Annotated in this window: 23 protein-coding genes; 17 read left to right on the forward strand and 6 right to left on the reverse strand. The window is 64.5% G+C overall.

What is annotated here, in order from left to right:
• The first annotated feature begins 27 nt into the window (after nt 1–27).
• The 10 genes from JLK41_RS08225 (at nt 28) to sthA (ending at nt 10,474) form a co-directional block, all read left to right on the forward strand.
• Nucleotides 28–1,494 carry a glyceraldehyde-3-phosphate dehydrogenase gene (locus tag JLK41_RS08225; RefSeq protein WP_047589845.1) on the forward strand — a complete coding sequence of 489 codons (1,467 nt, stop codon included), beginning with the start codon at nt 28–30 and terminating at the stop codon, nt 1,492–1,494.
• 381 nt (nt 1,495–1,875) lie between these two features.
• On the forward strand, nt 1,876–3,213 hold the full coding sequence (locus JLK41_RS08230) for a Na(+)-translocating NADH-quinone reductase subunit A (protein ID WP_037048622.1): 1,338 nt from the start codon (nt 1,876–1,878) through the stop codon (nt 3,211–3,213).
• 3 nt (nt 3,214–3,216) lie between these two features.
• Nucleotides 3,217–4,428 carry an NADH:ubiquinone reductase (Na(+)-transporting) subunit B gene (locus tag JLK41_RS08235; RefSeq protein ID WP_037048619.1) on the forward strand — a complete coding sequence of 404 codons (1,212 nt, stop codon included), beginning with the start codon at nt 3,217–3,219 and terminating at the stop codon, nt 4,426–4,428.
• The gene (locus JLK41_RS08240; protein WP_047589840.1) at nt 4,421–5,209 is read left to right on the forward strand and encodes a Na(+)-translocating NADH-quinone reductase subunit C; all 789 of its coding nucleotides are present in this window, start codon (nt 4,421–4,423) and stop codon (nt 5,207–5,209) included. Before JLK41_RS08235 ends, JLK41_RS08240 begins: the two co-directional genes overlap by 8 nt.
• Nucleotides 5,206–5,880 carry an NADH:ubiquinone reductase (Na(+)-transporting) subunit D gene (locus JLK41_RS08245; protein WP_172979207.1) on the forward strand — a complete coding sequence of 225 codons (675 nt, stop codon included), beginning with the start codon at nt 5,206–5,208 and terminating at the stop codon, nt 5,878–5,880. The genes JLK41_RS08240 and JLK41_RS08245 overlap by 4 nt, the downstream gene beginning before the upstream one ends.
• Nucleotides 5,880–6,488 carry an NADH:ubiquinone reductase (Na(+)-transporting) subunit E gene (gene nqrE, locus JLK41_RS08250; protein ID WP_037048611.1) on the forward strand — a complete coding sequence of 203 codons (609 nt, stop codon included), beginning with the start codon at nt 5,880–5,882 and terminating at the stop codon, nt 6,486–6,488. Before JLK41_RS08245 ends, nqrE begins: the two co-directional genes overlap by 1 nt.
• 15 nt (nt 6,489–6,503) lie before the next feature.
• Complete coding sequence (nqrF, locus tag JLK41_RS08255) at nt 6,504–7,727, forward strand: NADH:ubiquinone reductase (Na(+)-transporting) subunit F (protein ID WP_037048607.1); 1,224 nt, start codon at nt 6,504–6,506, stop codon at nt 7,725–7,727.
• A 104-nt stretch (nt 7,728–7,831) separates the two neighbouring features.
• A complete protein-coding gene (locus tag JLK41_RS08260) occupies nt 7,832–8,755 on the forward strand; it encodes an FAD:protein FMN transferase (RefSeq protein ID WP_210390747.1) in 924 nt (307 codons plus the stop codon).
• Complete coding sequence (gene nqrM / locus JLK41_RS08265; RefSeq protein ID WP_037048601.1) at nt 8,752–8,982, forward strand: (Na+)-NQR maturation NqrM; 231 nt, start codon at nt 8,752–8,754, stop codon at nt 8,980–8,982. The genes JLK41_RS08260 and nqrM overlap by 4 nt, the downstream gene beginning before the upstream one ends.
• Before the next feature lie 97 nt (nt 8,983–9,079).
• The gene (gene sthA, locus JLK41_RS08270; protein ID WP_037048600.1) at nt 9,080–10,474 is read left to right on the forward strand and encodes a Si-specific NAD(P)(+) transhydrogenase; all 1,395 of its coding nucleotides are present in this window, start codon (nt 9,080–9,082) and stop codon (nt 10,472–10,474) included.
• Between the two features lie 183 nt (nt 10,475–10,657).
• Here sthA and JLK41_RS08275 read toward each other — a convergent pair whose 3' ends face one another.
• Genes JLK41_RS08275 through JLK41_RS08285 form a run of 3 tightly spaced genes read right to left on the reverse strand, consistent with a single transcriptional unit; the run spans nt 10,658 to nt 12,268 of the window.
• A complete protein-coding gene (locus JLK41_RS08275; protein WP_037048598.1) occupies nt 10,658–11,377 on the reverse strand; it encodes a glycerophosphodiester phosphodiesterase in 720 nt (239 codons plus the stop codon).
• On the reverse strand, nt 11,374–11,682 hold the full coding sequence (locus JLK41_RS08280) for a hypothetical protein (protein WP_047589832.1): 309 nt from the start codon (nt 11,680–11,682) through the stop codon (nt 11,374–11,376). Before JLK41_RS08280 ends, JLK41_RS08275 begins: the two co-directional genes overlap by 4 nt.
• Before the next feature lie 19 nt (nt 11,683–11,701).
• Nucleotides 11,702–12,268, reverse strand: coding sequence for a PilZ domain-containing protein (locus tag JLK41_RS08285; RefSeq protein ID WP_037049118.1), 567 nt, complete (start codon nt 12,266–12,268; stop codon nt 11,702–11,704).
• Nucleotides 12,269–12,502: 234 nt separating this feature from the next.
• Between JLK41_RS08285 and JLK41_RS08290 the strand changes: the two genes are divergently transcribed.
• Genes JLK41_RS08290 through JLK41_RS08300 form a run of 3 tightly spaced genes read left to right on the forward strand, consistent with a single transcriptional unit; the run spans nt 12,503 to nt 15,700 of the window.
• Entirely contained in the window at nt 12,503–13,750 is a 1,248-nt protein-coding gene (locus tag JLK41_RS08290; protein ID WP_047589830.1) for a lipoprotein-releasing ABC transporter permease subunit, read from the forward strand.
• A gap of 19 nt (nt 13,751–13,769) precedes the next feature.
• Nucleotides 13,770–14,456: a lipoprotein-releasing ABC transporter ATP-binding protein LolD gene (lolD, locus tag JLK41_RS08295; RefSeq protein WP_371923236.1), complete on the forward strand. Its 687-nt coding sequence runs from the start codon at nt 13,770–13,772 to the stop codon at nt 14,454–14,456.
• Nucleotides 14,456–15,700, forward strand: coding sequence for a lipoprotein-releasing ABC transporter permease subunit (locus tag JLK41_RS08300; RefSeq protein ID WP_210390748.1), 1,245 nt, complete (start codon nt 14,456–14,458; stop codon nt 15,698–15,700). Before lolD ends, JLK41_RS08300 begins: the two co-directional genes overlap by 1 nt.
• Nucleotides 15,701–15,707: 7 nt before the next feature.
• On the opposite strand, the gene JLK41_RS08305 is transcribed toward JLK41_RS08300, so the two are convergent.
• From JLK41_RS08305 to JLK41_RS08315, 3 genes are all read right to left on the reverse strand, one after another.
• Nucleotides 15,708–16,316, reverse strand: a complete 609-nt coding sequence (locus JLK41_RS08305) for a LysE family translocator (RefSeq protein ID WP_210390749.1) — start codon at nt 16,314–16,316, stop codon at nt 15,708–15,710.
• 132 nt (nt 16,317–16,448) lie between these two features.
• Nucleotides 16,449–17,258: an AraC family transcriptional regulator gene (locus tag JLK41_RS08310; protein ID WP_150608884.1), complete on the reverse strand. Its 810-nt coding sequence runs from the start codon at nt 17,256–17,258 to the stop codon at nt 16,449–16,451.
• Between the two features lie 40 nt (nt 17,259–17,298).
• Nucleotides 17,299–17,823 (reverse strand): DUF2062 domain-containing protein, encoded by a 525-nt coding sequence (locus JLK41_RS08315; protein WP_150608886.1) that lies wholly within the window; start codon nt 17,821–17,823, stop codon nt 17,299–17,301.
• A 138-nt stretch (nt 17,824–17,961) separates the two neighbouring features.
• Here JLK41_RS08315 and JLK41_RS08320 point away from each other — a divergent pair, with 138 nt between their 5' ends.
• From JLK41_RS08320 to lpxK, 4 genes are all read left to right on the forward strand, one after another.
• Nucleotides 17,962–20,175 carry a DNA internalization-related competence protein ComEC/Rec2 gene (locus JLK41_RS08320; protein ID WP_210391203.1) on the forward strand — a complete coding sequence of 738 codons (2,214 nt, stop codon included), beginning with the start codon at nt 17,962–17,964 and terminating at the stop codon, nt 20,173–20,175.
• A 72-nt stretch (nt 20,176–20,247) separates the two neighbouring features.
• A complete protein-coding gene (locus JLK41_RS08325) occupies nt 20,248–20,880 on the forward strand; it encodes a MotA/TolQ/ExbB proton channel family protein (protein ID WP_037048580.1) in 633 nt (210 codons plus the stop codon).
• A complete protein-coding gene (locus tag JLK41_RS08330; RefSeq protein ID WP_037048577.1) occupies nt 20,877–21,305 on the forward strand; it encodes an ExbD/TolR family protein in 429 nt (142 codons plus the stop codon). Before JLK41_RS08325 ends, JLK41_RS08330 begins: the two co-directional genes overlap by 4 nt.
• On the forward strand, nt 21,306–22,310 hold the full coding sequence (gene lpxK, locus JLK41_RS08335; RefSeq protein ID WP_210390750.1) for a tetraacyldisaccharide 4'-kinase: 1,005 nt from the start codon (nt 21,306–21,308) through the stop codon (nt 22,308–22,310).
• Nucleotides 22,311–22,329 lie beyond the last annotated feature (19 nt).

A 22,329-nucleotide genomic window follows, 5' to 3' on the forward strand; every position in this document is an offset into this window, starting at 1 on the left:
AATGTAGCCCCTTTTTTCAGCCCCTACATGTGGAAGGTACTGCCCGTGACTCAGAAGCCCGACCAGTGTCTCGGTGAATGGATCGATCGTGAAGCCCTCGCGGAAGCGATGATTCCGCTGATTGGTCAGCTCTATCGCAACAACAATGTGGTGACCTCGATCTATGGTCGTGGCCTGATCAACCGTTCGGTCATCGACATCCTCAAGGCTCACCGTTTCGCCCGTCACCGCCTGGCTGACGAGGCCGAACTGTCGGTACACGACACCTTCCCGATGCTCAAGGCCATGAGCGAGCTCAAGCTGGGCGCCGCTTCCGTGGACCTGGGCAAGATGGTTGCCAAGTTCAAGGCCGAAGGCGCTGGCCGCGGCGTCGAGCAGTTCGTCAAGGACGAGCTGGAAGAGGTCGTGGGCAAGCAGAACGGCGCTGCCCGTGAAGGCACCGACGTGGTGCTCTACGGCTTCGGTCGCATCGGCCGCCTGCTGGCGCGCATCCTGATCGAGAAGACCGGTGGTGGCGACGGCCTGCGTCTGCGTGCCATCGTCGTGCGCAAGGGCGCCGAGAACGACCTGGTCAAGCGCGCCAGCCTGCTGCGCCGCGACTCGGTGCACGGCAAGTTCAATGGCACCATCACCATCGATGAAGCCAGCAGCACCCTGACTGCCAACGGCAACCTGATCCAGATCATCTACTCCAACGATCCGGCGTCCATCGACTACACCCAGTACGGCATCAAGAACGCCCTGCTGGTGGACAACACCGGCAAATGGCGTGATGCCGAAGGCCTCGGCCAGCACCTGAAGTGCCCGGGTGTCGACCGCGTCGTGCTGACCGCGCCGGGCAAGGGCGCGCTGAAGAACATCGTGCACGGCATCAACCACGGCGAAATCGCCGCGGACGACAAGATCATCTCCGCCGCATCCTGCACCACCAACGCCATCGTGCCGGTGCTCAAGGCGGTCAATGACAAGTTCGGCATCGTCAACGGCCACGTCGAGACCGTTCACTCGTACACCAACGACCAGAACCTGATCGACAACTTCCACAAGGGCAGTCGTCGTGGTCGCAGTGCTGCGCTGAACATGGTGATCACCGAGACCGGCGCCGCCACCGCTGCCGCCAAGGCACTGCCGGTGCTGAAGGGCAAGCTGACCGGCAACGCCATTCGCGTACCGACGCCGAACGTGTCGATGGCCATCCTCAACCTGAACCTGGAGAAGGCCACCAGCCGCGAAGAGATCAACGAGTACCTGCGCCAGATGGCCATGCACTCGGACCTGCAGAAGCAGATCGATTTCGTCAGCTCGCAGGAAGTGGTGTCCACTGACTTCGTCGGCTCGCGTCATGCCGGTGTGGTCGATGCCGAGGCGACCATCGCCAACGATAACCGCGTCGTTCTGTACGTCTGGTACGACAACGAGTTCGGTTACAGCTGCCAGGTGGTGCGCGTGATGGAAGACATGGCCGGGGTCAACCCGCCTGCTTTCCCGCGCTAAGCGCCGGGGTGTGACAAGACGGGAGCTTCGGCTCCCGTTTTTTATGCGCGGCTGCCGCTGGCTGGTTGCTCACGGCGCGTATTCGAGGGTGGGGCAGGTGGCGGCGCTTGGACGATGGTCGTATGTACATCGTCTGTCCGCTGCGTCTGGTTGATGCCTGGCGGCACGTGAAGTGTTGCTTGCTGTTACCGGAGGGTCAAAAAAAGCAAGCACTTGGGTGGCCAGTCCAGGGGGCCATCTTTATAATCGAGCAGATTTTTTACCCAGGACCGGCACCCTTATGCACCTCAGCGACATGCTGAGGTGGTTGATCCTATTGGGTCTGCGGGCGTTGCCCCCTGTCTTATAAAAAGCTTTCTAAATCAGTGGTTAGGCAAACCTATGATCAAACTAAAGCATGGGCTCGATTTGCCCATAACGGGTGCGCCGACACAGCGTATCGAGGCCGCAAGGCCCGTGCGCAGTGTCGCCGTCATCGGCTTCGACTATCACGGGATGAAGCCGACGATGGAAGTGCAGGTCGGTGACCGAGTCAAGCTCGGTCAGTTGCTGTTTACCGACAAGAAGACACCCGGCGTGCGTTACACCGCCCCCGCTGCTGGCGTTATCAGTGCCATTCACCGTGGCGAGAAGCGTGTCCTGCAATCGGTCGTCATCGATATCGACGGCGACGAGCAGGAAACCTTCGCCCAGTACGCTGCCGACCAGCTCGAAGCGCTGAGTGACGAGCAGGTTCGCGAGAACCTGCAGCAGTCCGGCCTGTGGACTGCGCTGCGTAGCCGTCCGTTCAGCAAGGTGCCGGCCCTGGATGCGGTGCCCAGTTCGATCTTCGTGACTGCGGTCGATACTCACCCGCTGGCCGCCGATCCTGCGGTGATCATTGGCGAATATGCCGCTGATTTCGAAAATGGCCTGAAGGTTCTCGCTAACCTGGCCAAGGTCTTCCTGTGCAAGGCCGATGGCGTCAGCCTGCCCGGCGAGAGCCTGGCCAAGGTGCAGAGCGAGGCCTTCGCCGGCCCGCACCCGGCCGGTCTGCCAGGTACCCACATTCATTTCCTCGACCCGGTCAGCGCCAGCAAGAGCGTCTGGCAGATCGGCTATCAGGACGTGATCGCCGTCGGCAAGCTGTTCACCACGGGGCAGCTGTTCGTCGAGCGCGTCGTCGCGCTGGGTGGTCCGGTCGCCGAGCAGCCGCGTCTGCTGCGTACCCGCCTGGGCGCCAGCCTGGAAGAGCTCACCGCTGGTGAACTCAAGCCCGGCTTCAACCGGGTGATTTCCGGCTCCGTGTTCGGTGGGCGTACCGCCCAGGGCGCGTTCGCCTTCCTCGGTCGCTACCACAACCAGGTGTCCTGCCTGGGCGAGGGCAATGACCGCGAGATGCTGCACTACCTGCGTGCCGGGGTGAACAAGCACTCGGTGCTGAACATCTTCGTTTCCAAACTGGCCGGCGCCAAGCTGTTCAACTTCACCACCACCACCAATGGCAGCCCGCGCGCCATGGTGCCGGTGGGCAACTACGAAGCCGTGATGCCGCTGGATATCCTGCCGACCCAGCTGCTGCGCTACCTGATCGTCGGTGATACCGAGATGGCGCAGAAGCTCGGCTGCCTCGAACTCGACGAAGAAGACCTGGCGCTGTGCACCTACGTGTGCGCCGGCAAGTATGAATATGGCCCGATCCTGCGGGACAACCTCGCCCGTATCGAGAAGGAGGGTTAATCCGTGGGTATTCGTGCATTCCTCGACAAGATCGAGCACAACTTCGAGAAGGGCGGCAAGTACGAGAAGTGGTACGCCCTCTACGAAGCCATCGACACCTTCTTCTACCGTCCTGGCAGCGTGACCAAGACCACCGCTCACGTGCGTGATGGCATCGACCTCAAGCGCATGATGATCACCGTGTGGCTGTGCACCTTCCCGGCCATGTTCTTCGGCATGTGGAACACCGGCTACCAGGCCAACCTGATCTTCGCCCAGAGCCCCGAGCTGCTGGCGGCCCAGGAAGGCTGGCGCTTCGCGCTGATCGGTTCGCTGGCCGGCTTCGATCCGGGCAGCCTGTGGGACAACTTCATCCAGGGCGCTGCCTACTTCCTGCCCGTCTACGCGGTGACCTTCATCGTCGGCGGTTTCTGGGAAGTGCTGTTCGCCTCGATCCGTCGTCATGAGGTCAACGAAGGCTTCTTCGTCACCTCCGTGCTGTTCGCCCTGATCCTGCCGCCGAGCATTCCGCTGTGGCAGGTCGCCCTGGGCATCAGCTTCGGCGTGGTGATCGGCAAGGAAGTGTTCGGCGGTACCGGCAAGAACTTCCTCAACCCGGCGCTGACCGGTCGTGCCTTCCTGTTCTTCGCCTACCCGGCGCAGATGTCGGGTGATGCGGTCTGGACCGCCGTCGACGGTTTCGCTGGCGCGACCTCGCTGAGCCTGGCGGCGTCCGGCGGCATCGAGAACGTGATCAACAACGGCATCACCTGGATGGACGCCTTCGTCGGCACCATTCACGGTTCGCTGGGCGAGACCAGCACCCTGGCCATCGCCATCGGCGGCCTGGTGCTGCTGCTGACCCGCATCGCTTCCTGGCGCATCGTCGTCGGCGTGATGCTGGGCATGATCGGTCTCAGTCTGCTGCTCAACCTGATTGGCTCGGACAGCAACCCGATGTTCGCCATGCCGTGGTACTGGCATCTGGTCGTCGGCGGCTTCGCCTTCGGCATGTTCTTCATGGCCACCGATCCGGTATCGGCGTCCATGACCAACACCGGCAAGTGGATCTTCGGTGCCCTGATCGGCGTGATGGTGGTGTTGATCCGTGTGGTCAACCCGGCCTTCCCCGAGGGCATGATGCTGGCGATCCTGTTCGCCAACCTGTTCGCACCGCTGATCGACCACTTCGTCGTTCAGGCCAATATCAAGCGGAGGCTGGCACGCAATGTCTAGTCAAAAAGAATCCACCGTCCGCACGCTGACGGTGGCCGTGCTGGTGTGCCTCGTGTGTTCGGTATTCGTTGCCGGCGCGGCCATCGCACTGAAGCCGACCCAGGTCGAGAACCGCCTGCTGGACAAGCAGCGCAGCATCCTGGCGATCGCCGGTCTGGCCCAGCCGGGCATGTCTTCGGCCCAGGTCAAGCAGGTGTTCGACGGTGCCATCACCGCCAAGCTGGTGGACCTGGAAACCGGCAAGTTCTCCGACGCCTTCGACCCGATCACCTTCGACCCGCTCAAGGCGGCCAAGGATCCCAAGCTGTCCACCGTGCTCAGCGGTAGCGAGGACATCGCCGGGATCAAGCGCCAGGAGCGTTACACCACCGTGTACATGGTGGAGAAGGATGGCCAGGTGGAAACCCTGATCCTGCCGGTGCGTGGCTACGGCCTGTGGTCGACCCTGCACGGCTTCATCGCGGTCAAGGGCGACCTCAACACCGTGGTCGGCATGGGCTTCTACCAGCACGGCGAGACGCCGGGCCTCGGTGGTGAAGTCGACAACCCGAAATGGAAAGGCCAGTGGCCGGGCAAGACCCTGTTCGACGAAGACGGCAAGCTCGCCGTGCAGGTCGTCAAGGGTGGTGTCGACCCGCAGAGCCCGCAAGCGACCCATCAGGTCGACGCGCTCGCCGGTGCCACGCTCACCAGCAACGGGGTGGATCATCTGCTGAAGTTCTGGCTCGGCCAGAACGGCTTCGGTCCGTTTATCGCTAACCTGCGCGCAGGGGAGGCCTGATCATGTCGCAGCCGACTATTAAAGAAGTCCTGCTCAACCCGATCTTCAACAACAACCCCATCGGTCTGCAGATCCTCGGGATCTGCTCGGCCCTGGCGGTCACGTCCAACCTGCAGACCGCGCTGGTGATGTCTGCCGCGCTGACCCTGGTCACGGCGTTCTCCAACCTGTTCATCTCGATGATCCGCAGCCAGATCCCCGGCTCGATCCGCATGATCGTGCAGATGGTGATCATTGCCTCCCTGGTGATCGTGGTCGATCAGGTGCTCAAGGCCTATGCCTTCAGCCTGTCCAAACAGCTGTCGGTGTTCGTCGGCCTGATCATCACCAACTGCATCGTGATGGGCCGTGCCGAAGCATTCGCCATGCAGAACCCGCCCGTGCTGTCGTTCTTCGACGGTATCGGTAACGGTCTGGGCTACAGCGCCATGCTGATCGCCCTGGGCGTGATCCGCGAGCTGTTCGGTGCCGGCAAGCTGATGGGCTACGAGATCCTTTCCGTGGTCAACGACGGTGGCTGGTATCAGCCCAACGGCATGTTGCTGCTGCCGCCTTCGGCGTTCTTCCTGATCGGCCTGTTCATCTGGGCCATTCGTAGCTGGAAGAAGGACCAGGTCGAGTCCAATGCCTACAAGATGGCGCCTCAGGTATCCAGCAAGGAGGCCTATTAATGGAACATTACATCAGCCTGTTCGTCCGTGCGGTGTTCGTCGAGAACATGGCGCTGGCGTTCTTCCTCGGCATGTGTACCTTCATCGCCATCTCCAAGAAGGTGGAAACCGCCATCGGCCTCGGCATCGCCGTGGTCGTGGTGCTGGGTATCACCATGCCGGTGAACAACCTGATCTACTCCAACATCCTCAAGGACGGTGCGCTGGCCTGGGCCGGTCTGCCTGACGTCGACCTGTCCTTCCTTGGCCTGCTGACCTTCATCGGCGTGATCGCGGCGATCGTGCAGATCCTGGAAATGACCCTGGATAAGTACGTGCCGTCGCTCTACAACGCCCTGGGGGTGTTCCTGCCGCTGATCACCGTGAACTGCGCCATCATGGGTGGCTCGCTGTTCATGGTCGAGCGTGACTACAACCTGGCCGAAAGCACCGTCTACGGTGTCGGTGCGGGCGTGTCCTGGGCGCTGGCCATCGCCGCGCTGGCGGGCATCCGCGAGAAGCTCAAGTACAGCGATGTACCGGCTGGCCTGCAGGGTCTGGGCATCACCTTCATCACCATCGGTCTGATGTCGCTGGGCTTCATGTCCTTCTCCGGCGTGCAGCTGTAAGGAAAGGATGAACAGATGAATTACGAAATCTTCCTCGCCATCGGCATGTTCACCGCCATCGTCCTCGCGCTGGTGCTGATCATTCTCGCCGCTCGCGCCAAGCTGGTGTCCAGCGGTGACGTGAGCATCGAGATCAACGGCGAAAAAACCATCGTGGTACCGGCCGGCGGCAAGCTGCTGCAGACCCTGGCCGACAACAACATCTTCCTGTCCTCCGCCTGCGGCGGCGGCGGCACCTGCGCGCAGTGCAAGTGCGTCGTCGAGTCCGGCGGCGGCGAGATGCTGTCCACCGAAGAGTCGCACTTCACCCGGCGCGAGGCCCGCGAGGGCTGGCGTCTGTCCTGCCAGACCCCGGTCAAGCAGGACATGAAGATCGAAGTCCCTGAAGAGGTCTTTGGCGTCAAGAAGTGGGAGTGCACCGTCGAGTCCAACCCCAACGTCGCCACCTTCATCAAGGAGCTGACGCTGAAACTGCCGGAAGGCGAGAACGTCGACTTCCGTGCCGGTGGTTACGTGCAGCTGGAATGCCCGCCGCACACCGTCAACTACAAGGACTTCGACATCCAGGAGGAGTACCGCGGCGACTGGGACAAGTTCAACCAGTGGAAGTACGTGTCCAAGGTCGACGAGACCGTGATCCGTGCCTATTCCATGGCCAACTACCCGGAAGAGCGCGGCCTGGTGAAGTTCAACATCCGTATCGCCTCGCCGCCTCCGGGCAAGGACGATCTGCCGCCGGGCAAGATGTCTTCCTACGTGTTCAGCCTCAAGCCGGGCGACAAGATCACCGTGTACGGACCTTTCGGTGAGTTCTTCGCCAAGGACACCGATGCCGAGATGGTCTTCATCGGTGGTGGTGCCGGCATGGCGCCGATGCGTTCGCACATCTTCGACCAGCTCAAGCGCCTGAAGTCCACGCGCAAGATCAGCTTCTGGTATGGCGCGCGCTCCATGCGCGAGTCCTTCTACAACGAAGAGTACGACCAGCTGCAGGCGGAGAACCCGAACTTCCAGTGGCACCTGGCGCTGTCCGATCCGCAGCCGGAAGACAACTGGACCGGCCTCACCGGCTTCATCCACAACGTGCTGTACGAGAACTACCTGAAGGACCACCCGGCTCCGGAAGACTGCGAGTTCTACATGTGCGGCCCACCCATGATGAACGCTGCGGTGATCAAGATGCTGACCGACCTGGGTGTCGAGCCGGAGAATATCCTCCTCGACGACTTCGGCGGCTAAGCATGAGGTCAGCTGTACTTCAGCCCGTTATCGCTGTCGCCCTGGCGGCAGCCCTAACGGGCTGCTTGCATTCTGAACGGATCGAAGAGTTCGGTGGCCCGACCATGGGCAGCACCTATTCGATCAAATACGTCCGCAGTGAAGGCGTCGCGCCACAAGCCGAACTCAAGGCCGCGACCGAGGCGATCCTCGCCGAGATCGACCTGCAGATGTCCACCTACCGTGACGACTCGCTGATCGAGCAGTTCAACCGTGCACCGGCCGGGGCCTGTCAGGCCATGCCGCAGGCTGTGCTGGACCTGGTGCGCGCCGGTGATCGCCTGCACGAAGAGAGCCAGGGCTATTTCGACCTGACCCTCGAACCGCTGCTCGACCTCTGGGGCTTCGGCCCGAGAGGGCAGGGCGAGGCCGTGCCGAGCGAGGAGAAGCTCGCCGAGGTGCGTCAGCGCGTCGGTCAGCAGCACCTGCGCATTGATGGCGAGCAGCTGTGCAAGGACGCCGACGTGCAGGTCGACTTCAACAGCATCGCCGCCGGCTATGCGGTCGAACGCATCGTCGCGCGCCTGCGCGAGCTGGGCGTCACCAGCTACCTGGTCGAAGCCACGGGTGAGCTCAAGGCGGCTGGCTTCAAGCCCGATGGCAGCCACTGGCGCATCGGCCTGGAGGCACCGCGTGACGACAAGCGCGTGGCCCAGCGCGTGCTGCAACTCGATGGTTACGGTGTCTCCACGTCGGGTGATTATCGCAACTACTTCGAGGAGAATGGGCAGCGCTACTCGCATACGCTCGATCCGCTCACCGGGCGTCCCGTCAGCCATACGCTGGCTGCGGTCACCGTGGCCGACCGATCGACCTTGCGCGCCGATGGCTTGTCTACCCTATTGATGGTGCTTGGGCCCGACGCCGGCATGGCGTTCGCCGAGCGCAACGGTATCGCGGCGTTTTTCGTGACGCGTGAGGGCGAGGGCTTCGTCACACATGGCACGGCCGCATTCGAGCAGCTATTCGCTGCAGGAGATGAGCAATGACGTTTCTGGTTGTATTTCTGACCATGGTTCTGGTCGTCGGCATGATGGCCGTCGGTGTGATCATGGGGCGCAAACCCATCGCCGGTTCCTGCGGCGGCATCGCCAACCTGGGCATCGAGAAAGAATGCTCGATCTGTGGTGGCAGCCGCGAGAAGTGCGAAGAGGTCAACCGCGACAAGGCCGATGCGCCGAACACCGACCTGGCTTACGACGCAAGCAAGCGTTGAGCCAGGCGGTATGGATTGACAGCCGGCAGCCGTTATCCACTGCCGGCCCCGCCGAGGGTGCGCCACAAGCGCTCCGGCCTGATCTGAAGGAGTAAACATGGCGGTCTACAACTACGATGTGGTGGTGCTGGGCTCTGGGCCTGCAGGCGAGGGCGCGGCGATGAACGCGGCCAAGGCCGGGCGCAAGGTGGCCGTGGTGGACAACCGTCCGCTGGTCGGCGGCAACTGCACCCACCTGGGCACCATCCCGTCCAAGGCGCTGCGCCACTCGGTGCGGCAGATCATGCAGTTCAACACCAACCCGATGTTCCGCCAGATCGGTGAGCCGCGCTGGTTCTCCTTCCCTGACGTGCTGAAGAGCGCCGAGAAGGTCATCGCCAAGCAGGTCACCTCGCGCACCGGCTACTACGCACGCAACCGTATCGACACCTACTTCGGCACGGCCAGCTTCGCCGACGAGCAGACCATCGAGGTGGTATGCCTCAATGGCGTGGTGGAGAAACTGGTCGCCAAGCAGGTCGTCATCGCCACCGGGTCGCGTCCGTACCGCCCGGCGGACGTCGACTTCCGCCACCCGCGCATCTATGACAGCGACACCATCCTCAGCCTCGGGCATACCCCGCGCCGCCTGATCATCTACGGAGCCGGGGTGATCGGCTGCGAATACGCCTCGATCTTCAGCGGTCTGGGCGTGCTGGTCGACCTGATCGACAACCGCGACCAGTTGCTGAGCTTCCTCGACTCGGAAATCTCCGATGCGCTGAGCTACCACCTGCGCAACAACAACGTGCTGATTCGTCATAACGAGGAGTACGAGCGCATCGAGGGGCTGGAGAACGGCGTCATCCTGCACCTGAAGTCGGGCAAGAAGATCAAGGCCGATGCCCTGCTGTGGTGTAACGGCCGTACCGGCAATACCGATCAGCTGGGGCTGGAGAACATCGGTATCGGTGTCAACAGCCGTGGTCAGATCCAGGTCGACGAGTACTACCGCACCGAGGTGAGCAACATCTACGCCGCGGGCGACGTGATCGGCTGGCCGAGCCTGGCCAGTGCCGCCGCCGACCAGGGCCGTTCCGCCGCTGGCAGCATCGTCGACAATGGCAGCTGGCGTTTCGTCGATGACGTGCCGACCGGTATCTACACCATTCCGGAGATCAGCTCGATCGGCAAGAACGAGCGTGAACTGACCCAGGCCAAGGTGCCGTACGAAGTGGGCAAGGCCTTCTTCAAGGGCATGGCCCGTGCGCAGATCTCGGTCGAGCCGGTGGGCATGCTGAAGATTCTCTTCCACCGTGAAACCCTGGAAGTGCTGGGTGTGCACTGCTTCGGTTACCAGGCCTCGGAGATCGTCCACATCGGTCAGGCGATCATGAACCAGAAGGGTGAAGCCAACAGCATCAAGTACTTCATCAACACCACCTTCAACTACCCGACCATGGCCGAGGCCTATCGCGTCGCAGCGTTCGACGGCCTCAACCGGCTTTTTTGAGCGGCTCCGGCCGGCGGCCTGAGCCGGTCGGGGAGTCAGGCTGGGTAGTGGCTTCCGAGTGGCGCTGGCCGAATCGGGAGAGCTTCTAGCGTCTCAGGCGGCAGCAACGAAAAAACCGGCTCATGGGCCGGTTTTTTCATGTCGGTCTCAATGTAGGGCGGGTGCAACCCGCCATCTTACGCTTCAGCTGCGCAGCGTCTGTACCGCCAGTTCCGGGAAGTCGGTGATGATGCTGTCGGCGCCGAAGTCGGCGAGACGGCGCATCAGGGCGGCTTCATTGACCGTCCACACCGACACGTGCAGGCCCTGCTTCTGCGCCTTGAGCAGGCGCTCCGGGGTGCACAGCGTCCAGTTCAGGGCCAGCAGGTGGCAGTCGTAGTGCGCCGCCACCTTGAGCGGGTCGAGCCAGGCGTACTCGGCGACCAGGCCCACCTGCAGCTGCGGAGTCAGCTCGCGAGCGGCCTTGAGCACTTCGCGCGAGCTGGAGGTGATGGTGATGCGCTCGCGCAGGCCGAAGCGTTCGGCGAGTTCGGCGATGGCCAGTACGGTGCGTGCCGAGCGTACTTTCGAGGCGCTTTTCACCTCCAGCTGCCAGTGTTCGAACGGGCATTGCTCGAACAGCTCCGCCAGGCGCGGAATCGGGCAGGGGCGCACCCAGCCCGGGCCGCCCTTGCGCGCATCGTACTTCACCAGTTCGGCGGCATCGTGCTCGACCACCTTGCCGCGCAGGCCCGTGGTGCGCTTGAGAGTCGGGTCGTGGATCACCATCAGCTCGCCGTCGCGTGACAGGTGCAGATCCAGTTCGCAACGGCTGACGCCATGCTCCAGGCAGCGCTGGAAGCTGGCGAGGGTGTTTTCCGGGGCTTCGCCCTTGGCGCCGCGATGGCCGTAGATGAGAGTCACTGTTGCTCCTTGGCAGTGTCAGGGGAGCGCGGCTGGTGATGGCGCACGCTGTCGATCACGTGATCGTATTCGAAATAGACACTGAAATCGCGGTAATCCCAGCGTGTGATGGGCGGCTGGCCGACGGGCTTGTGCTCCTCGTCCGCGAGGCCGAAGCGTTCCAGTACCGAGCGCTTGGACTCGCCCAGCTTCGGCAGGTTGCGGGCGTCGATGTCGCTGCCCTGGCTGCCGACGGGAATGGCCAGGGTTTCGGCGTGAAGGGTAACGGGGGCGAGCAGGGCGATCAGCAGGGCAAGACGGTACATAGGGATTCCTTGGCGGCGTTCATTCGCGGGCCTGGCGACGTTCCAGAGCCTGTTTCTGCAGGATATGCCGGGCCAGCAACTGGCGCTGTGCGTCGGTCAACGCTTCGAACTCCGTGCCGATCTCGTACTGGCCATTGGCGCGCTGGCTGCAGTGCACGACCTGGGCCCGCAGCAACAGGCCGAGGGCCTGGGGCATCAGCACCATCTTGATCGCCAGGTGGCTGCCCGGCGCGACGGCCTGGGCATGGTTGAAGCTGATGCCACCCTCGGACAACGAGACCTGGCGGGGCGCGCCGATATCGCGCAGCAGGCTTTGCGCCACGGCCTGGCCGAGCAGGTCGATGCGCTTATTGATCACCTTCAGGTAGTTGGCCAGGGTGCGGTCGCGCTCGCTGATGTGACGCAGCAGGTGCTGCGACTCGAAGTCCATCAGGTGCAGGTCGCTGAGCAGGTTGAACAGCGGCGACGGATCGTGAAGTTCGTCGCTGGCCTGGGCTTCGGCGCCTGCCAGCAGGGTGAATTCCAGTGCGATCGTATCTTCGATGCGATAGTATTCGCGGCGATCATCTACATCGTTTGTCGACATGGCGAACCCATGAAAGCAGTGGTGGTCGAAGACCCTGTTGAAAGTCTCGCGAGCTGGATGCATGCAAGGCGAGAGTCGCCGAGGTCGTGCCGTTTACTTGGGTAAACCGGCGCCCCGAGTCGACTTCAACGCAGCAGGCTCGTTGCGCAGCGGACTTTGACTTGTTTCTGAGTGTAAGGCCGCTGATCAGGCCCCGCCACAAGGACGTTTTTCTTTCTCCCGAATCTCTCCGACATGTTCAGACCTCTGTTCGTATTCATCGGTACGCGTTACACGCGGGCCAAGCGACGCAACCACTTCGTCTCCTTCATCTCCCTGACGTCCATGCTCGGCCTCACCCTCGGGGTGATGGTGATGATCCTGGTGCTGTCGGTGATGAATGGCTTCGACCATGAGATGCGTACGCGCGTACTCGGCATGATCCCCCATGCCACCATCGAGTCGGCGACGCCGGTCAGCGACTGGCAGGCCCTGGCGAGCCAGGTCAAGCAGCATCCGCGGGTCGAGGCGCTGGCGCCTTTCACCCAGATGCAGGGCCTGCTGACGCATGACGGCAAGGTGCAGAAGGTGCTGATCAATGCCATCGACCCCGAGCAGGAACGCAAGGTGTCGATCATCGACGGCTTCTTCCAGCAGGGCAGCCTGGACAGCCTGCGCCCCGGCGATTTCGCCATGGTCATCGGCGACAAGGCGGCGGCCAAGCTGGGGGTGAAACTGGGGGACAAGATCACCTTCGTCGCGCCCGAGGTGACGGTCACGCCAGCCGGCATGTTCCCGCGCCTGAAGCGCTTCACCATCACCGGTATCTTCCATGTCGGCGCCGGTGAGATCGACGGCGCGCTGGCGCTGGCCAACATCAGTGACCTGGCCCGCCTGCACCGCTGGCAGCCCGGCCAGGTGCAGGGTCTGCGCCTGAAGTTCGATGATCTGTTCCAGGCGCCACGCAGCGCGTGGGAGATCGCCCAGACCCTCGACGGCGATTTCTATGCACGCGACTGGACCCGCACCCACGGCAACCTCTACCAGGCGATCCGCATGGAGAAGACCATGATCGGCCTGTTGTTGCTGCTGATCGTCGCGGTGGCCGCGTTCAACATCATCTCCACCCTGGTGATGGTGGTGAGCGACAAGAAGGCCGACATCGCCATCCTGCGCACCCTCGGTGCCACGCCACGGCAGATCATGGCCATCTTCATGGTCCAGGGCACGGTCATCGGCGTGGTCGGCACCCTCATCGGTGCCCTACTGGGCATCGTCGCCGCACTCAACGTCAGCAGCCTGATCGCTGCCATCGAGAAGCTGCTGGGCATCAAGTTTCTCAACGCCGATGTCTATTTCATCGATTACCTGCCTTCGCAGCTGCAGAGCGCCGACGTGGTCATGGTCTGTGCCGCGGCGCTGCTGCTGAGCTTCTTCGCCACCCTGTATCCGGCCTGGCGCGCCGCGCGTACCCAGCCCGCCGAGGCCCTGCGTTATGAGTGAGTCCATGAGTCAGAACGCCATGAAACAGCAAAATGCCGTGCTCAGCTGCCGCAACCTGAGCAAGCGCTACGACGAGGGCCCCGAGTCGGTGGTCGTGCTCGATGGTCTGGAGCTGGAGCTGCTGGCCGGTGAACGCGTCGCCATCGTCGGCAGCTCCGGTTCGGGCAAGAGCACCCTGCTGAACATGCTCGGTGGCCTGGATACGCCGAGCGAGGGCAGCGTCTGGCTGGCCGGCGAGCAGCTGTCAGCACTGAGCGAGACGGCACGCGGCCTGTTGCGCAATCGCGCCCTGGGCTTCGTCTACCAGTTTCACCACCTGCTGGCGGAGTTCACCGCACTGGAGAACGCCTGCATGCCGCTGCTGATCGGCAAGACGCCGATCGCCGAGGCGCGTGAGCGTGCTACCCAGCTGCTCGAACGCGTCGGTCTGGGCCATCGCCTCAATCACAAGCCGGCCGAACTGTCCGGCGGCGAGCGCCAGCGTGTGGCGATTGCCCGTGCGCTGGTCAACCGTCCGGGCCTGGTGCTGCTCGACGAGCCCACCGGCAACCTCGACCAGCACACCGCCGAAGGTATCCAGGAGCTGATGCGCGAGCTGAGCCGCGACTCCAACACCGCGTTCCTGGTGGTGACCCACGACATGCAGCTGGCCCGGCAGATGGATCGCGTGCTGAGCCTGCAGGACGGCAAACTGGTGAGCATCTGATGTTTCGTCCGCTGAGTATCTTCATCGGCGCTCGCTACACACGGGCCAAGCGCCGCAATCATTTCATCTCCTTCATTTCGCTGACCTCGATGATCGGCCTGGGCCTGGGTGTCCTGGCGATGATCGTGGTGCTCTCGGTGATGAACGGCTTCCAGCGGGAAATGAGCTCGCGCATCCTCGGCATGGTGCCGCACGCCATGCTCTACGGTGAGCAGCCGGTGGCCGACTGGCAGGCGCTGGCGGACAAGACCATGGCCAATCCGCAGGTGCTGGCTGCTGCGCCCTATGCCGAGCTGGAGGGCATGCTCTCGCACCGTGGGGTGATGCAACCAATCCAGATTCACGGCATCGATCCGGCGCAGGAGGGCAAGGTGTCGATCCTGCCCGGCCACATCCGCCAGGGCAGCCTGAACAACCTGCAGCCCGGCGAGTTCGGCGTGGTGATCGGTGATATCACCGCGCGCCGTTTCGGCTTGCAGGTCGGCGACAAGCTGACGCTGATCATTCCCGAGCTGAGCAGCGCACCGGGTGGCGTCACGCCGCGCATGCAGCGTCTGAACGTGGCGGCGATCTTCAAGGTCGGCGCCGAGCTGGACAGCTCGCTGGCGCTGATCAACGTCGCCGATGCCGCCAGCATGCAGCGCCTGCCGGAGGGCACGGTGCCGGGTATCCGCCTGGCGCTGAAGGACCTCTACCAGGCGCCGCAGGTGTCCAAGGCACTGGTGGCCGAGCTGGGCAGTGGCTACCGCGCCGATGACTGGACCCACACCCAGGGCAGCCTGTTCAGCGCGATGAAGATGGAGAAGACCATGATCGGCCTGCTGTTGCTGCTGATCGTCGCCGTGGCGGCGTTCAACATCATCGCCACGCTGATCATGGTGGTCGCCGACAAGGGCGGCGATATCGCCATCCTGCGTACGCTGGGCGCCACGCCACGGCAGATCATGGCGATCTTCATGGTGCAGGGTTCGGTGATCGGCCTGGTCGGAACCCTGTTCGGCACCGTGTTCGGCGTGCTGGCCGCACTGAACGTCAGTGCGCTGGTGGCCTGGCTGGAATCCTTCGCCGGGCAGCAGGTGCTGAGTTCCGACGTGTATTTCATCAGCAGCCTGCCTTCGGAGTTGCAGTGGCTGGACGTGGCGCTGATCTGTTCCGCCGCGCTGCTGCTCAGCTTCCTTGCCACGCTCTATCCCTCCTGGCGCGCCGCCCAGGTGCAGCCGGCCGAAGCCCTGCGCTACGAGTGAGGCTGTCTCACCACCACCCGGCCAGGTGCAGCGCCAGCACGGCGAAGGCGACGGCGAACAGGTAGCGCAGCGTGCGCAGCACCGCCGGGCGCTGCAGCAGGTGCTGGCGCAGCGCTGCGGCGAACAGCCCGTAGACGCTGAATACGGCGAAGGTCACTGCCATGAACAGCCCGCTGAGTGTCAGCAGGTGCTGCATGGCATGCGCCTGGCCAGGCTCGAGGAACTGCGGCAGGAACGCCAGGAAGAAGATCGACAGCTTGGGGTTGAGCAGATTGAGCGCGACGCCTGAGCGTATCAGCGTGGCGTTCGAGCGTGCGCCCTGATGCGCCTGCAGCCGCAGCGGACCCTGTTCACGCAACATGCCCCAGGCCATCCACAACAGGTAGAGCGCGCCGCCGTAACTGAGTGCTTGCAGCGCCAGGGGGCTGGCGTAGAGCAGGGCGGCCAGCCCGCTGACGGCGGCCAAGGCATGTGGCGCGCAGCCCAGGGTGCAGCCGAAGGCCGCTACCAGGCTGGCGCGCCAGCCCTGTGCCAGGCCGGCGGCGATGGTGTAGACCACGCCGGTACCTGGTGAGGCCACCACCAGCAGCGAGGTGAGAAGAAATTCGAGACTCATGCCGCAGGCCCTCCCTGGTCGTTCGGGCCTGTGTTGCGATCGTGGCTGTGCATGGGGCTTTCCCTGTGACGAGTGAGCCCGCAGTCTGTCGAGTCGTGTTCCGGACGATCTTGAACGAAATTGCAGGGGGGCTCAGCGTCCTGGGCGGGCGTACAGTCCTGGGGTGAAGCCGAAGCAGCGCACGAAGTGGCGGCTCATGTGGCTCTGGTCGGCAAAGCCCGCAGTGGCCGCAGCCTCGGCCAGTGGCAGGCCGGCGGCTACCAGCTGGCGCGCCTTGAGCAGGCGTCGTTGCAGCAGGTAGGCGTGGGGCGTCAGTCCAGTCAGGCGGGAGAAGGCGCGCACCAGCTGGAAGCGGCTGAGCTGCGCCTGTTCCGCCAGCAGCGCCAGCGTCAGGGGTGCCATGGGGTCGTCGTCGATCAGCGTCTTGGCTCGGCTGGCACCGTTTCCGGCGGCCAGAGGCTTGCCCGGACGCTGTTCCAGAAGGTGCGCGAGCAGCACCGGCAGGGTCTGCTCGCCGGCCAGTTGCGCCGCTGGCATGCCTGGCTGGGCGATGGCCCGGTACAGCGCCGCGAAGGCATGGCTGGCCTGGCGCTTGCGCAGCACCGGATAGGCCAGTTCGCTGGGCGTCGGGCCGCCGTCACTGGCCATGTCGGCGAAGGCCTGGGCGATCCGCTCGGGCTCGAAGTACAGCATCCGCCAGCGCCGGGCGTTGCCACCCAGTGGTGCGCCATCGTGGACTTCACCGGGGTTGAGCGAGATCAGGTCGCCGGCTTGCGCCTGTACCTGGCCCCGGCCGCTGGCCGAGCGCTGGGCGCCCTGGAGGATCTGGCCGATGCCGAACTGTTCGTGGATATGGCGTGCGAAGCTGCGGTCGGAGTCGGCCTCGACGATCTCCACGCCCAGGCCGCTCAGACGTCGTATGCGAAAGCCCGGCTCGTTCATGCGTATCCGTCTCCTGGCGCCATGCTGCGCCTGGTTGAGGTTACTGCTGCAGGCGGCGACGTTCCTGGCGTTTGCGCCAGCTGCGCTGCACCCACCAGCGCCAGTACGCCATGGTCAGCACGTAACCGAGTACGGCGAGGATCAGGCCCGCCACGAAGGAGCCCAACAGCAACGGTTTCCACAGCATCGACAGCTCGGCAGTGATCCACTCCAGGCTGAGGTGGCTGGGCATGCGCACGGCGGGTGAGTTGCTCAGCCAGGCGCCGAACTTGTAGGTGCAGTAGAACACCGGCGGCATGGTGATCGGGTTGGTCAGCCAGACCAGGCCGATGGAAATGGGCAGGTTCGCCCGCAGGGGAATCGCCACCGCAGCGGCGGCCAGCATCTGCATGGGCATGGGGATCATCGCCCAGAACAGGCCGATGGCCATGCCACGGGCGACCGAATGGCGGTTGAGGTGCCAGAGATTGGGGTCGTGGATGAGCTTGCCGAGAAAGCGCAGGGACTTGTTACCCTTGATACTGTCGGGGTTGGGCAAGTAGCGCTTGAATAAACGACGCGGCATGAAGAGTCTCTGGGCAGGCAAAAGCGCCGATATTATGCACGGATTCGTCATCGTCAGCGTTTCCATATTGTGACCTAAGTTGAGCGCCGGATGCGCTCGGCTGAGCTCGACGGGCAGGGAGGCTCGATGCGTACAGGGATGTTGGCGCTGGCCCTGGGTTTGCTGGCGTTGCGCTTTCTGCCGGGCCTGCCGTCCGCCGCGGTGCTGCTGCTCATGGCCGGTTGCGCGCTCGCGCTGCTGTTCTCGCGGGGCTATCCCCTGGGCTTCTTCCTGCTGGGGCTGGCCTGGGCCTGCTGCTCCGCGCAATGGGCACTGGATGATCGCCTGGGCGTGGCGCTGGATGGGCGCACCCTGTGGCTGGAAGGGCAGGTGGTCGGCTTGCCGGAAGCGGCCGACGGTGTGCTTCGCTTCCAGTTGCAGGACGCCCGTTCACGGCGTGCCGAACTGCCCGCCAGGATGCGCCTGGCCTGGTATGGCGGGCCTCCGGTGCTGGCCGGCGAGCGTTGGCGTCTGGCAGTCAATCTCAAGCGTCCCCATGGCCTGGTCAATCCGCAGCGTTTCGATTACGAAGCCTGGCTGCTGGCCCAGCGCATCGGCGCCACCGGGACGATCAAGGCGGGTGAGCGCCTGGCCCCAGCCACTGACCTGGGCGGCTGGCGCGACGCCCTGCGCCAGCGCCTGCTGGCGGTGCCCGCCTGGGGACGGCAGGGCGGCATCGCCGCACTGGTGCTCGGCGATGGCTCCGGCCTGACGGCGGAGGACTGGCGTCTGTTGCAGCACACCGGCACCGTGCACCTGATGGTCATCTCCGGGCAGCACATCGCCCTGCTGTCCGGTTTCCTCTATGGCCTGGTGGCGCTGCTGGCCAGGCTCGGTTCCTGGCCGCAGCGTCTGCCGTGGTTGCCTTGCGCCTGCGCGCTGGCCCTGGGCGGCGCGCTGATCTATGGCCTGCTGGCCGGGTTCGAGGTGCCGGTGCGCAGGGCCTGCGTGATGGTTGCCCTGGTGCTGTTGTGGCGCCTGCGCTTTCGTCACCTGGGCCCTGCCTGGCCGCTGTTGGCGGCCCTGCTGGTGGTGCTGTTGCTGGAGCCGCTGGCTTCCCTGCAGCCGGGCTTCTGGCTGTCGTTCTCGGCGGTCGCCGTGCTTGCGCTGGCCTTTGCCGGGCGGCTGGGGGCATGGGGCTGGTGGCGCGGGCTGACGCGTGCGCAATGGACCACGGCGATCGGCCTGTTGCCGATGATGTTGATCCTCGGGCTGCCGGTCAGCAGCAGCGGGCCTCTGGCCAATCTGCTCGCCGTGCCCTGGGTAGGACTGGTGGTGGTGCCGCTGGCGCTGTTCGGTACGCTGCTGTTGCCGGTACCTCTGCTCGGCGAGGGCTTGCTGTGGCTGGCCGGCGGGGCATTGCAGCTGCTCTTCGCGCTGCTCGGACTGATCGCCGGCTGGTTGCCCGCCTGGCTGCCCAGCGAGTTGCCGTGGTGGGTCTGGTCGTTGGCGGCGCTGGGGGCCGCGTTGCTGTTGCTGCCTGCCGGCGTGCCGCTGCGCTTGCCGGGGCTGGCGTTGCTGCTGCCCGCGCTGCTGGTACCGGCGCAAGGACCCGAGGACGGGCAGGCCGACGTCTGGGTCCTGGATGTCGGCCAGGGCTTGTCGGTTCTGGTGCGGACCCGCGAGCACAGCCTGCTGTACGACGCCGGGCCGCGCTTCGGTGACTTCGACAGCGGCGAACGTATCGTCCTGCCGTCGCTGCGCGCGCTGAACCTCCGACGGCTCGACCTGCTGCTGGTCAGCCACGCCGACAACGATCATGCCGGAGGGGCGACGGCCGTGGCGGCTGGCATGCCGGTGGCGCGGGTCATCAGTGGCGAGCCGGCGCGTCTCGCGCGAAGCCTGGCTGCCGAGGCCTGCGAGTCCGGGCGCAGCTGGCAGTGGGATGGCGTGACCTTCAGGTTGTGGCAATGGCCGCAGGCGGCGCCAGGCAACCCGCGTTCCTGCGTCTTGCAGGTGGAGGCTGGGGGGGAGCGCTTGCTGTTGACCGGCGACATCGATGCCGCGGCCGAACAGGAACTGGTGCAATCGGGCTTCCCGCTGGCGTCGCACTGGCTGCTGGCTCCGCACCACGGCAGCCGCAGTTCCTCCAGCCAGCCCTTCATCGACGCGGTCGGGCCGCAGCACGTGCTGATCACGCGCAGCCGGCACAATGCTTTCGGCCATCCGCACCCGCAGGTGCTGGCACGTTACCGGGCGGCGGGCGTGGCGGTGCATGACACCGCGTATACCGGTGCGCTGCATCTACGCCTGGGCAAGTGGCTCGCACCGCGCGGGTTGCGAAGCGAGGCACGCTTCTGGCGGGAAAAATGAGAACGGCGGCGGTCGGCGGGTGACCCACCCTATGCTAGAGTGGCGCCACTTTTTCGAGGGGGAATCTCTACCGTGTGGGAACTGGTCAAAGCTGGCGGCTGGATGATGCTGCCGATCATTCTCTGTTCCATCGCTGCTGCCGGTATCGTTGCCGAGCGCCTGTGGACCCTGCGGCCCGCCCGCGTCACGCCGGCCAATCTGCTGGCCCAGGTATGGCGCTGGATCAAGGACAAGAAACTGAACAACCAGAAGCTCAAGGAGCTGCGTGAGCATTCGCCGCTCGGGCAGATCCTGGCTGCTGGCCTGGCCAACTCCAAGCATGGTCGCGAGATCATGAAAGAGTGCATCGAAGAGGCTGCCGCCCGCGTCATTCATGATCTGGAGCGCTACCTCAATGCCCTCGGCACCATCGCCGGCATCGCACCGTTGCTCGGCCTGCTCGGTACCGTGCTGGGCATGATCGAAATCTTCAGCTCCTTCATGGGCGCGGGCATGGCCAATGCGCCGATGCTCGCCGGCGGTATCTCCAAGGCGCTGATCACCACTGCAGCAGGCCTGATCGTGGCGATCCCGGCGCTGTTCTTCCACCGCTACCTGCAACGTCGTGTCGACGAGCTGGTGGTGGGCATGGAGCAGGAGGCGATCAAGCTGGTGGAGATGGTGCAAGGTGACCGTGACGTCGACCTGGGCGAGGGCAAGGCGTGAAATTCCGGCGCAAACCGCGGGAGAACGTCGAGATCAACCTGGCCTCGTTGATCGACGTGGTGTTCATCCTGCTGCTGTTCTTCGTGGTCACCACCACCTTCACCCGTGAGACCCAGCTCAAGGTCGACCTGCCCGAGGCGGTCAGTGGCACGCCACCGGAGCAGACCGAGCTCAAGCAGGTCGAAGTGCTGATCGCTGCCGACGGCGCCTACTCGGTTAACGGCAAGGCCCTGCTGGAAAGCAACCTGAGCAACCTGATGGCGGCGCTGCAGAAAGAGTCCGACGGTGACAACAGCCTGCCGCTGATCATCAGCGCCGATGGCAAGACCCCGCATCAGGCGGTGATCACGGCCATGGATGCCGCCGGCAAGCTGGGCTTCGCACACCTGCGCATGACCACGGTGGAAGCACAGGAAGCGCCCTGATTGAGCGCCGCCGATCGCTTGCTCGAGGCCTGGTACCGCGGCCACCCGGCGCTGGCGCTGCTGCGCCCGCTGGAGTGGCTGTACCGCCGCGTGGTGCAGGGCAAGCGCGCGCGTTTCCTGGCGGGCGAGGGTGACATCTATCGCGCCCCGGTGCCGGTACTGGTGGTGGGCAACGTCACCGTCGGCGGCACCGGCAAGACCCCGCTGATCCTCTTTCTCATCGAACATTGCCGGGCTCGCGGCCTCAGGGTCGGTGTGGTCAGCCGTGGCTATGGCGCCACGCCGCCGAGCCTGCCCTGGCGTGTGCGTGCCGAGCAGCCTGCGGCGCAGGCTGGTGACGAGCCGCTGTTGATCGTGCAGCGCACGGATGTGCCGCTGATGATCGACCCGGACCGCAGTCGTGCGGTGCGGGCGCTGCTGGCCGAGGAGCCGCTGGACCTGATCCTCTGCGACGATGGCCTGCAGCACTATCGCCTGGCGCGCGACCTGGAGCTGGTGCTGATCGATGCCGCACGTGGCCTGGGCAATCGCCGCTGCCTGCCGGCGGGGCCGCTGCGCGAGCCTGCCGAGCGTCTGCAGGCGGTCGATGCGGTGCTGTACAACGGCGCCGAGGCGGATCGCGCCGACGGCTACGCGTTCCAGCTGCAGCCCAGTGCGCTGGTCAACCTGGCCAGCGGCGAGCGCGTCGCGCTCGAGCATTTTCCGGCGGGACAGGTGGTGCACGCAGTGGCCGGCATCGGCAATCCGCAGCGTTTCTTCAACACCCTCGAAGCGCTAAACTGGCGGCCGGTTCCGCACCCCTTCGCCGACCATGCCCAGTACGATCTGGCGCAGCTCAGCTTCGAGCCATCGCTGCCGCTGCTGATGACGGAGAAGGATGCGGTGAAATGCCGGGCCTTCGCCGCCGCCGACTGGTGGTATCTGGCTGTCGATGCCGTGCCCACGCAGGCCTTCGTCGACTGGCTGGATGCGGAGCTGACCCGTCTCATACCGGGGTCTTCGTAACCCCATCCAAGGACTGCGT

Origin of the sequence: Ectopseudomonas khazarica, assembly GCF_017915135.1 — a bacterium.
GTDB classification, from domain to species: Bacteria; Pseudomonadota; Gammaproteobacteria; order Pseudomonadales; family Pseudomonadaceae; genus Aquipseudomonas; species Aquipseudomonas khazarica.